The 16,428-nt window shown below is 45.9% G+C and carries 11 protein-coding genes; 6 read left to right on the top strand and 5 right to left on the bottom strand.

The features are described from left to right. Positions 1-240: 240 nt before the first annotated feature. Entirely contained in the window at positions 241-2,442 is a 2,202-nt protein-coding gene (priA, locus tag Q5H80_RS13190; RefSeq protein ID WP_304565425.1) for a primosomal protein N', read from the bottom strand. Between the two features lie 330 nt (positions 2,443-2,772). Between priA and rpmE the strand changes: the two genes are divergently transcribed. Together rpmE and Q5H80_RS13180 are read left to right on the top strand one after the other, a co-directional pair. Beyond that, positions 2,773-2,991, top strand: coding sequence for a 50S ribosomal protein L31 (rpmE, locus tag Q5H80_RS13185; RefSeq protein ID WP_009848884.1), 219 nt, complete (start codon positions 2,773-2,775; stop codon positions 2,989-2,991). A gap of 331 nt (positions 2,992-3,322) precedes the next feature. Continuing rightward, entirely contained in the window at positions 3,323-4,630 is a 1,308-nt protein-coding gene (locus Q5H80_RS13180) for a malic enzyme-like NAD(P)-binding protein (protein ID WP_304565421.1), read from the top strand. 223 nt (positions 4,631-4,853) lie between these two features. Here Q5H80_RS13180 and metJ read toward each other — a convergent pair whose 3' ends face one another. Beyond that, the gene (gene metJ / locus Q5H80_RS13175) at positions 4,854-5,174 is read right to left on the bottom strand and encodes a met regulon transcriptional regulator MetJ (protein ID WP_004729686.1); all 321 of its coding nucleotides are present in this window, start codon (positions 5,172-5,174) and stop codon (positions 4,854-4,856) included. 208 nt (positions 5,175-5,382) lie between these two features. Here metJ and Q5H80_RS13170 point away from each other — a divergent pair, with 208 nt between their 5' ends. From Q5H80_RS13170 to metF, 3 genes are all read left to right on the top strand, one after another. Then, entirely contained in the window at positions 5,383-6,564 is a 1,182-nt protein-coding gene (locus tag Q5H80_RS13170; protein ID WP_304565409.1) for an O-succinylhomoserine (thiol)-lyase, read from the top strand. A 2-nt stretch (positions 6,565-6,566) separates the two neighbouring features. Next, positions 6,567-8,978: a bifunctional aspartate kinase/homoserine dehydrogenase II gene (locus Q5H80_RS13165; RefSeq protein ID WP_304565407.1), complete on the top strand. Its 2,412-nt coding sequence runs from the start codon at positions 6,567-6,569 to the stop codon at positions 8,976-8,978. 298 nt (positions 8,979-9,276) lie between these two features. Next, positions 9,277-10,176 (top strand): methylenetetrahydrofolate reductase, encoded by a 900-nt coding sequence (gene metF / locus Q5H80_RS13160; protein ID WP_009848888.1) that lies wholly within the window; start codon positions 9,277-9,279, stop codon positions 10,174-10,176. Positions 10,177-10,322: 146 nt separating this feature from the next. Here metF and Q5H80_RS13155 read toward each other — a convergent pair whose 3' ends face one another. The 3 genes from Q5H80_RS13155 to argE form a co-directional block, all read right to left on the bottom strand. Further along, the gene (locus Q5H80_RS13155; RefSeq protein ID WP_009848889.1) at positions 10,323-10,862 is read right to left on the bottom strand and encodes a PadR family transcriptional regulator; all 540 of its coding nucleotides are present in this window, start codon (positions 10,860-10,862) and stop codon (positions 10,323-10,325) included. Between the two features lie 371 nt (positions 10,863-11,233). Then, complete coding sequence (gene ppc, locus Q5H80_RS13150) at positions 11,234-13,870, bottom strand: phosphoenolpyruvate carboxylase (RefSeq protein WP_304565403.1); 2,637 nt, start codon at positions 13,868-13,870, stop codon at positions 11,234-11,236. Between the two features lie 251 nt (positions 13,871-14,121). Continuing rightward, positions 14,122-15,258: an acetylornithine deacetylase gene (argE, locus tag Q5H80_RS13145; protein ID WP_004729680.1), complete on the bottom strand. Its 1,137-nt coding sequence runs from the start codon at positions 15,256-15,258 to the stop codon at positions 14,122-14,124. 153 nt (positions 15,259-15,411) lie between these two features. On the opposite strand from argE, the gene argC reads away from it, so the two are divergent. Further along, on the top strand, positions 15,412-16,416 hold the full coding sequence (gene argC / locus Q5H80_RS13140) for an N-acetyl-gamma-glutamyl-phosphate reductase (RefSeq protein ID WP_304565400.1): 1,005 nt from the start codon (positions 15,412-15,414) through the stop codon (positions 16,414-16,416). The last annotated feature ends 12 nt before the right edge of the window (positions 16,417-16,428 follow it).

The raw sequence follows: 16,428 nt of genomic DNA, 5'->3' as shown, positions 1-16,428 counted from the left end.
AAATTAAACCCTCTTTTTAATTCCTTTGTTGCCTAAGTATCTAAGGCATGAATAATAAATGTAATCGAATAGATATTGTGAAAGTGTTGCTAACACTTTTTTTATTGCAATATTTTATTCGTTTCACCCATGTAAAGTTACGGCTAGATTAACAAAAATCACATGACTAGTGTGAAGTTGCTCACGAGAAATATGAAATATTTGTGAACAAACTTATCATTAGTTTTAACCCAAGTGGGTTTAGCTCAGATCTTGCGGCTCAATATCGAGTGACCAACGGACTTTTTTCGCAGCGGGTAACATATTGATTGCTGGCTTGGCGCTCATTAATAGCTTTTGCATCAACGAGCGAGTCTGTGTTTGTAAAATAAGCTGCCAGCGCGATTTACCTGCTCGTTTGGCCAGTGGTGCAGGGGTTGGCCCTAGCACCATACAATATTGGTCAAATAACGGATGCGATTCCAATGTGTGGCGCACTTGACGCAAAAACTCTTCCACTAAGCGAGTGTCATTGGCTTCCGCTCTAAATAGAGTCATGAAGGTATAAGGTGGCAACATCGCTTGTTTACGCTCTGCCAATGCAGTTTGAGCAAAGTGGTTATAGTTTTTGTGCAGTAATGCCTGTAATAAGCCGTGTTCTGGATGGTGAGTTTGTAAGATAACTTCCCCCGGCTTACTGGCTCGTCCTGCTCGACCTGCGACTTGAGTAAACAACTGAGCTAATCGCTCAGAGGCGCGAAAGTCACTGCTATATAAAGAGGCATCAACATCCAGCAATGCCACAAGTGTGACATCTGGGAAGTGGTGCCCTTTAGCAAGCATCTGTGTACCAATCAGAATTTGGTATTCACCTTTACGAATCGACTCTAACGCGCTTTCTAAACTACCTTTGCGGCGAGTGCTGTCTCGGTCAATACGAATGGTTTTGTATTCAGGGAATAGTTGACCCAGTTGAGCCTCTAACTGTTCGGTACCAACACCTACTGTCACTAAGTTTGCTGAACCACAACCTTGGCAATGATGCACGATATGCTGCTGTGAACCACAGTGGTGGCAGCGCATCTCATTGCTGTATTGGTGGTAGGTGTAGTAGGCATCACAACGCTTACATTCCGCTGTCCAACCACAATCGTGACACATCAATGCGGGAGAAAACCCACGACGGTTGAGAAACAACATCACTTGGTTGCCTGCTTTGAGGTGTCTTTGCATTTCAGCAATTAACGATGCAGACAAGCCACTTTCTAGATATTCACCCTTAACGTCCAACACTTTATTGGTGGTCGGCAGAGCGACACCTGCACGAGAGGTCAGGGTGAGGTAACTGTATTTACCGATCTGAGCGTTGTGCAGCGTTTCAAAGGCCGGAGTCGCCGAGCCTAACACAACCGGAATCTGCGCTTTATGAGCACGCATGATGGCAACATCACGAGCGTGGTAGCGTAGGCTATCTTGCTGCTTATAAGAGGCGTCGTGCTCTTCATCGACAATGATAATGCCCAGATCCGCGAACGGTGTGAACAGAGCTGAACGAGTGCCGATCACAATGCCCGCTATTTTATCGCGCGCCGATAACCAAGCATTCAGTCGCTCAGAATCGTTTAACCCAGAGTGGATAACCTCAACTGGTACATTAAAGCGTCGCTTAAAGCGGTTAATCGTTTGAGGGGTTAGACCGATCTCGGGCACTAACACTAACGCTTGTTTTCCTTGGTCGAGAATCGGCTTGATCATATTCAGGTAGACTTCGGTCTTACCTGAGCCAGTTACACCCTCGAGCAAGAAGCAACCAAAGTCGGTTTGGCTATTTACAGTCGCTATTGCTATAGCCTGTTCTGCATTGAGTTTTGGCTTATCTTGATCGTTTTCGAGATCAACAGGCCATGCATGGCGTTTTGGCTTTTTCTCTACCGATTCAATCCAGCCCTTCTCTTCTAGTGTCTTGAGTACCGCGCTGCCCACCTCTTCATCGATGAATTCTTGATGGGGAACTGGGCCGTGCTCAAGCATGTGCATTACTTTGGCTTGTTTGACGGCACGGCCAAAGCCCTGCATCAGTTGATCTCTACCTGATGGGGTCAGTTGCCATTCAACAAGCGTCGCGAAGTCTGCAGCTTTGCCTTTTCGTAAGGCGCTTGGTAGTGCGTTGGCCAAGGTTTCACCAAGTGGATACTGATAGAACTGGCTGCACCATACCAAAAGTGAGTAGACCGATTCCGGCCAAACGGGTTGGTTGTCTAGTAAGGCTTTAATCGGCTTGAGTTTGTCTAACTCGAATTCAGATTCGTTAACCAGAGCCGTAACAATGCCTGTTAAGGTTTGTCGTCCAAAAGGCACAGAGACTCGACCGCCAATAATCGGAAATAGGTGGCTAGGAATCTTGTAATCGAACTGCTTGTCGAGTGGAACAGGCAGTGCCACACGGGCAATCATTGGACGCATAAAGGGACGGCTTTATCTGAGTTGACGAGAGCGAACAGTCTAATGGATAAGGGCGTTAAATTCGAGGAGCAGTTTAGATGACAGAGCTTACTTGAGGCTTGAATGCTACTGGAGCCAGAAAATAACGCTTAATAGAAGGTTTAAGGACAGTGTTGGTGAAAAATGTATCAAATCAGTTGATCCTACCTCACAGATTCATTACTATACTGCGCCTTAAAGGTATGGCTTTATCGCGGTTTAGTGATACAGCGGTGTCTTTATTTATTTTTTAACTACGTGTGGTGTCCGGCTTAGAATCGGATGGCGACACGGCCTAATTGAGGTTTTCCCATGAAAGTTGGTATCCACCCAGAATACAAAGCAGTTTCTGCAACTTGTTCTTGCGGCAACACATTTGAGTTCAACTCAACGCTAGCAAAAGAATCAATCCACCTAGACGTATGTGACAAATGTCACCCGTTCTACACTGGTAAGCAACGTATCGTAGATACAGGCGGCCGTGTTGATCGCTTCAACAAGCGTTTCGGTGCTCTTTCTAGCAAGAAGTAATTCTCGCTATTTAGACATAAAAAGGACACTTCGGTGTCCTTTTTTGTTGCCAGAAATTTGAAAAAATACTGAATCGTATTTCATTATTAGGTCATTTAAAGTGGTAGGTTACTGGCGTAAATTTTATTTCATCGCTTACCCCAACACTCCTTCCTCGAAATTCGCTCTAAAGTTGAGCAGGCGACAGTAATTTCAACTGCCCACTGGTCTTATTAGTAGTGAAATCTCGTTTTTTAATGATACAGATGCTTCAACCACCTAGGAACTTTGAAGTACATCCATTAACATGAACAAGATCCCCCAAATAATAATATCCTAGGAACCTACACCTATGTCTGAAGACAGCCGCCAAGATCAATCCTCTCAAGCGTTATCATCTGAACAATCTTTATCGCCTCAAGAACAATTCCGTCAGCAAGCTCTTGATTATCATGAGTTCCCAATTCCAGGCAAAATTGCCGTAGAACTGACGAAGCCTGCAAACTCTGCAGAAGACCTAGCACTGGCATACAGCCCTGGCGTAGCTGAGCCTGTTCGCGAGATCGCACAGAATGTCGATAACGTTTATAAGTACACAGGTAAAGGCAACATGGTTGCTGTTATCTCTAACGGTACAGCGATTCTTGGCCTAGGTAACCTTGGCCCTATTGCTTCTAAACCTGTTATGGAAGGTAAAGCGCTACTGTTTAAGCGTTTTGCTGGTTTAGATTCTATCGATATTGAAGTAAAACACCGCACAATTGATGAGTTCGTTGATACGGTTGCGAATATCGCAGATACATTTGGTGGTATTAACCTAGAAGACATCAAAGCACCAGACTGTTTTGAGATTGAACGTCGCCTGATTGAGCGTTGTGATGTACCTGTTTTCCATGATGATCAACACGGTACTGCGATTGTAACGGCTGCGGGTATGCTTAACGCGATCGAGCTTCAAGGTAAGAAACTGGAAGAGTGTAAGATCGTTTGTTTAGGTGCTGGCGCAGCAGCGGTTGCTTGTATGGAGCTATTGATTAAGTGTGGCGCTCAGCGTGAGAAGATCTACATGCTTGACCGTAAAGGTGTGATCCACACTCGTCGTGATGACTTGAATGAATACAAAGAGCTGTTCGCAAATAACACCGACAAGCGCACGCTTGAAGATGTTATCGAAGGCGCTGACCTGTTCTTGGGTGTATCGGGTCCTAATCTGCTACCAGCTAAGGCACTTACGCTGATGGCTGATAAGCCTGTTGTGTTTGCATGTTCAAATCCAGATCCAGAGATCAAGCCTGAGCTTGCACACGAAGTTCGTTCTGACTTAATCATGGGTACAGGCCGTAGTGATTACCCTAACCAAGTAAACAACGTACTTTGTTTCCCATTCATTTTCCGTGGTGCGCTAGACGTGCGTGCGAGCGAAATCAATGACGAAATGAAGCTAGCGGCGGTTAAAGCGATTCGTGAACTAGCGAAAGAAGAAGTTCCAGCTGAAGTACTGGCAGCTGCGGGCGAGACTGCACTGGAGTTCGGTAAGGGTTACATCATTCCTAAGCCAATGGACCCGCGTCTGCTTCCTCGAGTAGCAAAAGCAGTTGCTGAAGCGGCTGTTGAGTCTGGCGTTGCTCGTATTGAGATGCCTGCTAACTATATGGCTTAATGCCTTAGTAGCTTAGTAGCTTAGTAGCTTAGTAGCTTAGTAGCTTAGTAGCTTAGTAGCTGTTGCTCTATTGAGCGAAAAAGAATAATAAAAAACCGACTCATAGGAGTCGGTTTTTTTATGTCTATCATTCACAGCGCAGCTACAGATAACGTAGTGGGTGATGTGATAAATAGGGTTCAGCTATAGCGAATCAATAATGAAGGCGGTGACTGAGTTGTTTTTATTCTTCGTCAAACGCTTCGAACTCGATGCCCATCTCTGTCATCAGTTTTTTGACTTCAGTCGGGATGTCGTCTGGACGATCTTTACGAAGGTCTTCATCCGTTGGCAGTGGTTGGCCTGTGTACGCATGTAGAAAGGCTTCGCACAGTAGCTCACTGTTTGTTGCATGGCGTAGGTTATTGATCTGGCGGCGAGTGCGCTCGTCAGTAAGAACCTTTAACACTTTTAGAGGGATAGAAACTGTAATTTTCTTTACTTGTTCGCTTTTCTTTCCATGCTCAGCATATGGGCTTATGTATTCACCATTCCAGTCGGCCATTGCGTACCTTCATCACTTTAGTTGTTAGAATAAATTAATAGTGCTGATTTTAGCGGGATTTACTGCCATAAGCAAAGACATATAGACGTCCAGAAGTGTTGACGTCTCACGTTTATGAAAGTAAAGTGAGTAACATATATCTAACACAGCCGTAAAATGCCGACAAGCAGCTGTGACTCTCAGACGCAAAACTTGTAAGGAAGCACCTATGAGCAGCCGGAAGCCAGCAACCATCGCAGTACGTACTGGTATCGAGTCAGACACGCAACACCATGCCGTTGTCCCACCTATTTATCTTTCGACTAACTACGGGTTTCCCGCTTTTGGTGAAGTGCCAAAGTATGATTATACCCGCTCTGGTAACCCAAATCGCGGTCTATTAGAAACGGCACTGTTTGAGCTTGAATCAGGCAAAGGCGCGGTTGTGACTAACTGCGGTACGTCGGCACTTAACTTATGGGTATCCGCTTTCTTAGGTGGCGATGATCTTATCATTGCACCACACGACTGCTACGGCGGCACTTACCGTCTGTTTAACACACGCTCACTAAAAGGTGACTTCAAAGTTCTGTTCGTTGATCAATCGGATCAAGCTGCGCTGGATGCGGCGATCGCGTTTAAGCCAAAGTTGATCTTAATCGAAACGCCATCGAATCCATTGGTTCGTGTGGTTGATATTGCAGAAACTTGCCGTAAAGCGAAAGAAGTAGGTGCTCTGGTTGCTGTCGACAACACGTTTTTGACGCCTGTGTTTCAAAAGCCTTTAGAGCTGGGTGCGGATTTTGTTATCCACTCAACCACTAAATACATCAACGGACACTCAGATGTCATTGGTGGCGTTGTAGTTACTAAGACAGAAGAGCACGCTGAAGGGCTAGCATGGTGGGGCAACTGTATTGGTGCAACCGGCACACCGTTTGATAGCTACATGACGCTACGTGGTATTCGTACGTTAGGTGCGCGTATGCGTGTTCACGAAGAGAGTTCATGTGAAATTCTGACGGCTCTGCAACAACAAGATCTGGTGGGTACGATTTACCACCCAAGCCTTCCTGAACATCCGGGTCACGAGATCGCGAAGAAACAGCAGTTGGGCTTTGGTTCCATGCTGAGCTTTGAATTTTCGGGCTCTTTTGAAGCACTTAAATATTTTGTCGATAAGTTAGAACTATTCTCTTTGGCTGAATCACTGGGTGGTGTGGAAAGTTTGATTTGTCACCCTGCGTCGATGACTCACCGTGCGATGGGCGAAGAAGCATTGGCAGAAGCGGGGGTTTCTCAACAATTACTGCGCCTTTCTGTTGGCCTTGAAGATGCAGAAGACCTAATCGACGATCTCAAGCAAGCGTTTGAAAAAACACAAGGCTTTATCGCAGAAGGGGAGGCTTAATAATGACAACCTTTCGCCAGCTACATAAATTTGGTGGCAGCAGTTTAGCGAATCCTGAATGTTACCAACGAGTGGTCAACATTCTTAGAGAATACTCATCAGCTACTGACTTGGTCGTGGTATCGGCTGCAGGTAAAACAACTAACCGCTTGATTGAGTTTGTTGAAGCGCTCGACAAAGATGGTCGTATCGCTCATGAATGCCTACAAACCCTTCGTCAGTTCCAACTTGAGCTGATTGAAGCGCTGCTTGAAGGTGAGTCTGCGGCTCAGCTGACGGCTACCATTCAACAAGAATTCACTGCTTTGGGTGAGCTAACGGCTCCTCTAAGCGAAGCGCAAAAAGCACAGGTGCTAGGACACGGTGAGGTTTGGTCTTCACGTTTGTTGGCCGCTTTGTTGTGTCAGCATGACCTACAAGCCGTTGCTCAAGACGCACGTGCCTTTTTGCGTGCAGAAGCGGGGGCGCAACCTGAAGTCGACCGTGCGCGATCTTATCCTCTGATTAAAGAAGCCCTAGCGCAACATACTCATTGTCGCGTGGTGATTACTGGCTTTATGGCTCAGAACTGCGAAGGTGAAACCGTACTGCTTGGTCGTAACGGCTCGGATTATTCAGCCACTGTGATTGGTGCTTTGGCTGAAGTGGAACGCGTGACAATCTGGAGTGATGTAGCGGGTGTATACAGTGCTGATCCTCGTTTAGTTTCGGATGCGTGTTTATTGCAATTGCTTCGTCTTGATGAAGCGAGTGAGTTAGCTCGTCTGGCGGCTCCAGTGCTCCATAGTCGAACGCTACAGCCTGTCGCGCAAAGTGCTATGGACTTAAGCTTGCGCTGTAGCTACCAGCCAGAGGCGGGTTCTACACAGATAGAGCGTGTACTGGCATCGGGTCGCGGTGCAAAAATTATTACCTCTCTGGATGAAGTTCTGATCGTTCAGCTGACCTTTGGTCATGGCCATGATTTTGACCGCTTAGAAAGTGAAGTCCTTGAAGGTCTTAAGCGAGCTCAATTAGAGCCGCTTGCTTATGAGCTTGAACCGGATCAACACTGCTTGCGCCTTGCCTACACCGAAGAGATCGCTGGTGGTGCGTTGGAATATCTACAAGACCACGCGATTGAAGCGGAAATTAAGCTTAAAGAAGGCTTCTCTCTGATTGCGGCGGTGGGTGCTGGTGTGACTAAGAACCCGAACCATTGTTATGGGTTCTACCAACAACTCAAGAGCTCACCGGTTGAGTTTATCTCAGAAGCAAACTCAGGCTTAAGCTTGGTGGCTGTGATTCGTAAGAGTGAAACATCAAGTCTAGTGAAAGGCATTCACTCTCAACTGTTCCAAGCGCAGAAGCGTGTTGCGATTGCTTTGTGTGGTAAGGGCAACATTGGTTCAAGCTGGTTAAGCTTGTTTGCTGAACAAAAGGCTGAACTTGAAAAGCGCCGTGGAATGAACTTTGAATTGGTTGCAGTGGTTGATAGCCAAACCTATTGGTTCGACGAGCAAGGCATTGATGCGACTTCTGTGAGCAAGCGCTTTGACGATGAAGCCATTGCCAACAATGGTAACGACTGGTTAGAGCGTTTGGGTTCTATTCAGGGTTACGATGAAGCTGTAGTACTCGATGTCACCGCAAGCCCTGTGCTTGCAGCAAACTACCTGCAAATTGCACAACAAGGTATCCACCTGATCTCAGCTAACAAGGTGGCAGGCTCTGCATCAAGCGAGTATTACCATCAGGTACAAGATGCTTTCGCTAAGATCAGCCGTCACTGGCTGTACAATGCGACAGTGGGTGCTGGCTTACCGATTAACCACACGGTACGTGACCTGCGTGAAAGCGGCGATGATATCATTGCACTGTCAGGTATCTTCTCGGGCACTCTATCTTGGTTATTCCAACAGTTTGATGGCACGGTACCATTCAGCGAGCTGGTCGATTTAGCCTGGCAACAAGGCCTGACGGAACCGGATCCTCGTGCTGACCTCGATGGCTCAGACGTGATGCGTAAGCTAGTGATTTTGGCGCGTGAATCGGGTTTAGATATTGAGCCTGAAAATGTCAAAGTAGAATCATTGGTACCTGAAGAATTACAAGACCTGTCAGTGGATGACTTCTTTGATAAAGCTTCTGTACTGAGTGAAGAGTTGGCCGAGCGTTTAGAGAAAGCGCAGTCTCAACAGAAGGTTCTTCGTTACGTTGCGCGTTTAGAGAAGAATGGTAAGGCAACGGTAGGCGTTGAAGCGCTATCTAAAGAGCATGCCCTAGCGAACTTGCTGCCTTGCGACAACATCTTTGCGATTGAGAGCAAATGGTATAAAGATAATCCATTAGTTATTCGTGGCCCAGGTGCGGGACGTGAAGTTACAGCTGGCGCAATTCAATCTGACTTAAATAGAATGTCTAGCCTGTTTTAATACTCAGAGCGGTTGGCTTAATACTCAGATTGATTGTTTAAATGCGTAAATAGCATACTATTCACTAAGATAAATAAGGCTGAAAGCACGATGTGTTTATCAGCCTTTTTTCTACATTATTTCTGCTTTGCGACCCACTTATCGACTTGAGCTTTGCTCACGACCTACTTGAAAAAAATTCATAATGGATCTGTTGACATTAAATCGTATTCAATTCATTCTGGAGACATATAGACGTCTAAACGTCGCTAGGGATTTGAGATTATTTAGTGGTTGCTTTTGCCACAGGGAGAGTAAGATGGGATACACACACGCAAGTCATATCGACGCTTTAAATCAGAATATTGCAGAGCTTTCTGACAACATCAATGTGTCATTTGAATTTTTCCCACCAAGCAGTGAGAAGATGGAAGAGACCTTGTGGAATTCTGTTCACCGTCTTAAAACACTTCAACCTAAATTTGTATCAGTAACCTATGGTGCAAACTCGGGTGAGCGTGATCGTACCCACTCAATCATTAAAGAAATTAAGAACCAAACAGGCTTAGTTGCTGCACCACACTTAACGTGTATTGATGCTAGCCGCGAAGAGCTGATTCAAATTGCCGACGACTACTGGGCAAATGGCATTGAAAGTATTGTTGCGTTGCGTGGTGACATTCCAGCAGGCGGTGGTGCGCCAGATATGTATGCGTCTGATTTAGTCGAGCTGCTTAAATCTCGTCACGACTTTGATATATCAGTAGCGGCATTCCCTGAGGTTCACCCTGAAGCAAAAAGCGCTCAATCTGATCTTATTAACCTAAAACGTAAAGTGGATGCGGGTGCAAACCGTGCAATCACTCAGTTCTTCTTCGATGTAGAAAGCTACTTACGTTTTCGTGACCGTTGTGTGGCGGCCGGCGTTGACGTAGAGATTGTACCGGGTATCTTGCCAGTTTCTAACTTCAAGCAAGCGTCTCGTTTTGCTGCGATGAATAACGTAAAAGTACCGGGTTGGATGGCGAAGCAGTTCGAAGGCTTGGATGATGATCCAACAACTCGTCAGTTAGTCGGTGCTAGCCAAGCGATCGATATGGTTCGTACGCTAAGCCGTGAAGGTGTGAAAGATTTCCACTTCTACACGCTAAACCGTGCAGAAATGACTTATGCACTTTGCCATACGCTAGGTGTTCGCCCACAGGTTGCTGCGCTATAAGTAAAGCCCAAGCGCTTATAAAAGCTTCTGGCAGTAACATTTCAAATCCTATAGATACAAAAAAGGCTTGAACTCTAAGAGTTCAAGCCTTTTGCTTTTCTAGCTTCTAGCTTCTAGCTTCTAGCTTCTAGCTTCTAGCTTCTAGCTTAAGCAAGAGCGCCAAGTTCAAGCAGTACTTCGTCAGCCCATACAATCCATGCTTCACGGATCAGTAGGTTACGACGAAGCGTTAGACGCTCTAGGCGTGCTTGCTTGTCTAGTGTAGATGGTGTTGCGTAGTAAGCCGCTTCGATTTCTTTGTAGTGAGAAACCAGTTTGCGAGACTCTTCTACTAGTTCAGCAAGTTGTACACGGTACGCGTCAGAAGGTTGTACAGCACAAGCGATTAACTTAGCTGAGAACTCGTCACGAACGGTTGGGTGTGCAGTTGGTTGTTCAAACCATTCACCTAGCGCGCCACGGCCAGCATCGGTGATAGAGTAAACTTTACGATCAGGTTTGCCTTCTTGAGGCTCAAGTACGCAAGTTACCTGGTCGTTCTGAGCCATTTTATTGAGCTCGCGGTAAACTTGTTGGTGGCTAGCTTTCCAGAAGTAACCAATGCTTGCGGAGAATTCTTTTGTGATATCGTAACCAGTAGCATCGCGTGTACTTAAAACGGTTAAAATTACGTGTGGTAATGACATGTCTGAAATCCAAATGGTAAACAGTAAACAAATACTTGAACAACAAGTGTGCTTCTATGGCACGTTATATTGGTTATGTTCAAGTAGCACCAACTCAATCGTTGGTTATGTCACCTTACAAAGCCGTTTATCACCTAGGTTGACCAGTTTATTGGTCGAGTGCCGCAGATTATTATTTTGGAGTGTTTCTGCAGCGGAGCAGTAGTATATCTAAATAATAAGCATAAAGTAGAATACATGGACAAAATAACCCAAAAAAATGACAAAATACTCACCAGTGGTCATTTGGCAAAACAAAAAGGCCGCCCGTGGCGACCTTTTGTTCTTTTTGTGGATGTAAATGCTGATTAGGTTATAGTGGGAATCACTAATTAACCCGTATTTCGCATACCTGCTGCAATGCCTGCAATCGTCACCATTAGCGCTTCTTCTAGCTCTGCTGGTGGTGTTTCACACTTACGAGTACGGTAAAGCAGTTCCGCTTGAAGCATGTTTAGTGGCTCAACATAGATGTTACGTAGACGAATTGACTCAAGTCCCCAAGGGTCGCTTTGCATCAAGTTCTCGTTATTTTCTACATTCAACACCGCTTTGATGTCTTTTTGCAGCTGTTCACGGAGTAACTCACCCAGAGGTAATAGCTCTTCGTCAACAAGGCGCTGGTCGTAGTACTTAGCGATTTCCATGTTGCACTTCGAGTACACCATTTCCAACATACCTAGACGAGTCGAGAAGAATGGCCATTCACGACACATCTCTTCAAGTAGCGCTTGATGGCCTTGATCGACAGAGTATTGAATCGCTTCACCAGCGCCTAACCATGCAGGAAGTACCAAACGGTTTTGGCTCCATGAGAAGATCCATGGGATCGCACGTAGGCTTTCTACGCCGCCGTTCGGGTTACGTTTCGCAGGACGAGAACCAAGAGGTAACTTGCCTAACTCTAGCTCTGGCGTGGCTTGGCGGAAGTAAGGAACAAACTTCTCTTCACCACGAACTACGTTGCGGTAAGCTTCGCAAGATACTTCAGACAGCACTTCCATTAAGTCGCGCCATTCTTGTTTTGGCTCTGGTGGTGGCAGAAGGTTCGCTTCTAAAATCGCACTTGCGTATAGGTTGAAGCTATTAACCGCAACATCTGGCAAGCCAAGTTTAAAGCGGATCATTTCGCCTTGTTCAGTTACACGTAAGCCGCCTTTCAAGCTCTTAGGTGGTTGAGAAAGTAGGGCAGCGTGCGCTGGCGCACCACCACGACCAACCGTACCGCCACGACCGTGGAATAGAGTCAGTTCAATGCCTTCTTCTTCACAAACCTTAACTAGCTTGTCCATTGCGTCGTATTGCGCCCAACCTGCAGACATTACGCCAGCATCTTTTGCTGAGTCAGAATATCCGATCATCACCATTTGGTGGTTCTGGATAAAGCCACGGTACAAATCGATGCTCATTAGCTGTTTCATTACTGCTTCTGAGTTGTTCAAGTCGTCCAGCGTTTCGAACAATGGACATACGTCCATGCGGTACGGGCAACCACATTCTTGCAAAAGCAAGTGAACAGCTAGCACATCCGATGCTGTACGAGCCATAGAAATTACGTAAGCACCAAAGGCTTCGCGAGGTTGAGCAGCAACCACCTTACAGGTGTCTAAAACCTCTTTGACTTGTGCAGATGGCTCCCAGTCGCGCGGTAGCAGTGGACGTTTTGAGCTTAACTCATTGGTTAAGAAAGCAATCTTGTCTTGCTCGCTCCACTGGTCGTAATCGCCAATGCCTAGGTAGCGAGTCAGTTCAGATAGGACGTCTGAGTGACGTGTGCTTTCTTGACGAACATCGAGACGAACTAAATGCACACCGAATGCTTTTAGGCGACGTAGGGTATCAAGCAGAGAACCATCCGCGATTACGCCCATACCACATTCGTGCAGCGATTGGTAACACGCGTAAAGTGGTGTCCAAAGTTGGTCGATGTTCTGTAGTGTTTCTTTCTTCGGTACTTCAGCGTCGTGCAGTTTTGCGTCAAGCACTTCTAATGTGTTGTTCAGTAGAGTGCGTAGGCTCTTTAGGATTGCACGGTAAGCTTCATGCTCATCACCTGCTAGCTCACGAACGGCATCATTACACTTGGTCATCGACAGTTCGGTAATCAGCTCGTTCACGTCACCTAGGTACAGATCAGCGGCTTTCCAGCGAGACAGACGCAGTACTTCTTTGGTGATGGTGTGCGTTACGAATGGGTTACCATCGCGGTCACCCCCCATCCAAGATGAGAAGTGAACTGGACGTGCATCAATTGGTAGGCCTTCACCAAGGTAACCTTTTAGCCGGCCATCCATATCACGTAGGAAATCAGGCACGGCTTCCCATAGAGAGTTTTCTACAACCGCAAAGCCCCACTTAGCTTCATCAAGTGGTGTCGGGCGTTGCTGACGAATCACATCAGAGTGCCAACCTTGCGCGATAAGCTGCTCTAGGCGACGTTCTGTTTTCACGCGTTCTTTGTGTGATAGGTCGCTTAATTCTAATTTAGACAGACACTCGTTGATCTTAACCAGCTTGTTGATCATGGTGCGACGAGTGATTTCTGTTGGGTGAGCGGTCAAAACGAGTTCAATGTTCAGGTCGCGAACGGCTTGAGCCGCGTCTAGCTTGCTGATGTCATTTTGATTGAGTTTAGAAAATAGAGATTGCAGCACATCTGGTTCACAAACATGCTCCTCACAGTGGCGAGAGATGGTGTGGTATTGCTCTGCCATGTTGGTGAGGTTGAGAAATTGGTTAAATGCACGAGCAACAGGAGTGAGTTGTTCGTTCGGCAGGTTTTTGATTTCTTCAACTAGGCTGTCACGGTCAGCTTTGTTGCCTGCGCGGGCGGATTTGGAAAGTTTACGGATAGTCTCCACTTTCTCTAAGATAACGTCACCATGTGCATCTTGGATTGTGTTACCTAGCAAGCGTCCTAGCATGCTTACGTTACTCTTGAGAGCGGCGTATTTCTCGTTCATTGTCATCCTGCCTCGTAAAAAAATTACATCCATTGTTCCTTGTTAAGTACACAATCTAGCGAAAAGTGCTGTATCTAGTCAAATAAAGCATTCTAAGTTTGCAATTATTAGGTTTAAAAATGCGGGAGAAGTAAATTTTTCAAAACTTAGAGAAAAAGTGAAATTTAATTACAAGATCAGGCTGTGTCAGGGATAACAGAATAAAAGCCACCTTTTTGGGTGGCTTGTATACGAAAATATTGGAAGGGAAGTAATAACTAGAAACAATATTTACGGATAGATTTACTCAGAACATCAATTGTTGGGTCAATAAAATCGAAGCTTAAGAACTCATCCGGTTGGTGAGCTTGGTCAATTGAGCCTGGACCTAACACTAAGGTTGGACATAACTCTTGAAGAAAAGGTGCTTCAGTACAGTAGTTCACGGTTTGCGATTCAATTTCACAAACTGATTCCATTCCACCAATAAATGGATGGTCGTGCTGACACTCATAGCCTGGGATTGGCTCATGCAGGGGAGTAATCTCAATTCTGCCCGGCCATTTTGCTTCTACTTCTTTGAGCGCGCTTCGCAGCATGTTATCTAAACCGTCTAAGCTGATGCCCGGTAAAGGACGAACATCGTAGTGTAGTTCACAACAGCCACAGATACGGTTAGCGCTGTCGCCACCGTGAATATGACCAAGGTTTAGAGTAGGGCTTGGAATGGCGAAACCCGGGTGGTGGTACTCCTTGACTAACTTGTCACGCAGCTGCATTAAAGCAAACAGCACTTCATGCATGATCTCGATGGCGTTGACGCCTAACGCCGGATCAGAAGAGTGACCTGACTTACCCGTTACTCGCACAGCATTAGCGACATGGCCTTTGTGCCCGCGAATTGGCACTAGGCTAGTGGGTTCGCCAATGATGCAGTAGTCCGGTTTAAACGGCGCATTTTCAGTGAAATGACGTGCACCTAGCATGGTGGTTTCTTCGTCACACGTTGCTAAAACATAAAGCGGCTTGGTTTGCTTGCTCCAATCCATTTTCTTAGCAGCTTCATAAACGAAGGCAAAAAAGCCTTTCATATCGGCGGTGCCTAATCCGTAGAAGCGGTTGTTGTGTTCTGTCAATGCGTGAGGGTCGAAGTTCCAACGTCCTTCATCGAATGGCACGGTATCGCTGTGTCCTGCAAGCAATAAGCCCCCTTCGCCAGAACCCATCTTTGCGACCATATTATGCTTGCCGGGTTCGACTTCCACGACTTCAACGCTAAAGCCGACGTCTTTAAACCATTGAGCCATTTTTTCGATCACTTTCTCGTTGCCATGATCCCAGCTTGGATCTGTTGAGCTAATGGAGTCGGTGGAAATTAGGCCTTTATAGACCTCAAGGAAACTCGGTAATTGCATAATATCTTCACTTCTACTATTGACAGGAAAACCATAAGTCGGTAAAACACATATTAAATCATATTTAATGCATAAGAAATCAAATATAGCTAAAAATTAAGTATGAATAGTCAAATTTGAAATGTAACTTACCTCAAGAATGGATGTATTGAGATGTTGAAAACCACGATCATTGGTGCAAGCGGCTATACAGGAGCAGAACTGGCTCTAATGATAAACAGACACCCTGAGCTCACGCTATCAGGTTTATATGTCTCAGCCAATAGTGTAGATGCGGGCAAACCTATCGCTGCACTGCACGGTAAGTTAGCTGGCCTGATTGATATGCCAGTACAACCTTTAACAAATCCGGAAGAAGTGGCTAAACAGTCTGATGTGATTTTTCTAGCAACGGCACACGAAGTCAGTCACGACCTAGCGCCAATTTTTCTAGAGAACGATTGCCAAGTTTTCGACCTATCGGGTGCATTCAGAGTTAAAGGTGAAAACTTCTATCAAGAGTTTTACGGTTTTGAACATCAACACGAACAATGGCTAGACAAAGCGGCTTACGGCTTAGCTGAGTGGAATGAACAAGAAATAAAAGAAGCTCAACTAGTCGCTGTCGCGGGCTGTTACCCAACAGCATCACAATTGGCGATTAAACCTTTGGTTGAAGCAAAGTTGCTGGACGAGAGCCAATGGCCGGTGATTAACGCGACCAGCGGTGTGACTGGCGCCGGTCGCAAGGCGACCATGGTTAATAGCTTCTGTGAAGTGAGTCTGCAAGCTTATGGCGTCTTCAATCATCGTCATCAACCTGAAATGGCGGCGCATTTAGGATGTGATGTAATTTTCACTCCGCACCTCGGCAACTTTAAGCGCGGTATTTTGGCGACCATCACCATGAAATTGGCTGACGGCGTGACAGAACAACAGATACAAGATGCCTTCGAGCAAGCTTATCAAGGTAAGCCTGCCGTGAGATTACTCGAAGAGACATTGCCAAGAATTCAAGATGTAGAACAGACGCCTTTCTGCGATTTAGGCTGGAAGGTACAAGGTCAGCACATCATCGTTGTTTCAGCGATTGATAACTTATTAAAGGGTGCATCTAGCCAAGCGGTGCAGTGTTTAAATTTACGTTATGGTTTTGCGCCATTAACTGCGTTAGTGTAAAGGAATCTAGAT

It is taken from the genome of Vibrio sp. SNU_ST1 (assembly GCF_030563405.1).
Taxonomy (GTDB): domain Bacteria; phylum Pseudomonadota; class Gammaproteobacteria; order Enterobacterales; family Vibrionaceae; genus Vibrio.
Note: the sequence above shows the minus strand (reverse complement) of the source record. Positions and strands in the feature narration are given on the sequence as shown.

Bases quoted from the DNA above. Each gene is read 5' to 3' on its own strand.
- priA (WP_304565425.1), bottom strand. From the start codon at position 2,442: ATGCGTCCAATGATTGCCCGTGTGGCACTGCCTGTTCCACTCGACAAG.
- rpmE (WP_009848884.1), top strand. From the start codon at position 2,773: ATGAAAGTTGGTATCCACCCAGAATACAAAGCAGTTTCTGCAACTTGT.
- Q5H80_RS13180 (WP_304565421.1), top strand. From the start codon at position 3,323: ATGTCTGAAGACAGCCGCCAAGATCAATCCTCTCAAGCGTTATCATCT.
- metJ (WP_004729686.1), bottom strand. From the start codon at position 5,174: ATGGCCGACTGGAATGGTGAATACATAAGCCCATATGCTGAGCATGGA.
- Q5H80_RS13170 (WP_304565409.1), top strand. From the start codon at position 5,383: ATGAGCAGCCGGAAGCCAGCAACCATCGCAGTACGTACTGGTATCGAG.
- Q5H80_RS13165 (WP_304565407.1), top strand. From the start codon at position 6,567: ATGACAACCTTTCGCCAGCTACATAAATTTGGTGGCAGCAGTTTAGCG.
- metF (WP_009848888.1), top strand. From the start codon at position 9,277: ATGGGATACACACACGCAAGTCATATCGACGCTTTAAATCAGAATATT.
- Q5H80_RS13155 (WP_009848889.1), bottom strand. From the start codon at position 10,862: ATGTCATTACCACACGTAATTTTAACCGTTTTAAGTACACGCGATGCT.
- ppc (WP_304565403.1), bottom strand. From the start codon at position 13,870: ATGACAATGAACGAGAAATACGCCGCTCTCAAGAGTAACGTAAGCATG.
- argE (WP_004729680.1), bottom strand. From the start codon at position 15,258: ATGCAATTACCGAGTTTCCTTGAGGTCTATAAAGGCCTAATTTCCACC.
- argC (WP_304565400.1), top strand. From the start codon at position 15,412: ATGTTGAAAACCACGATCATTGGTGCAAGCGGCTATACAGGAGCAGAA.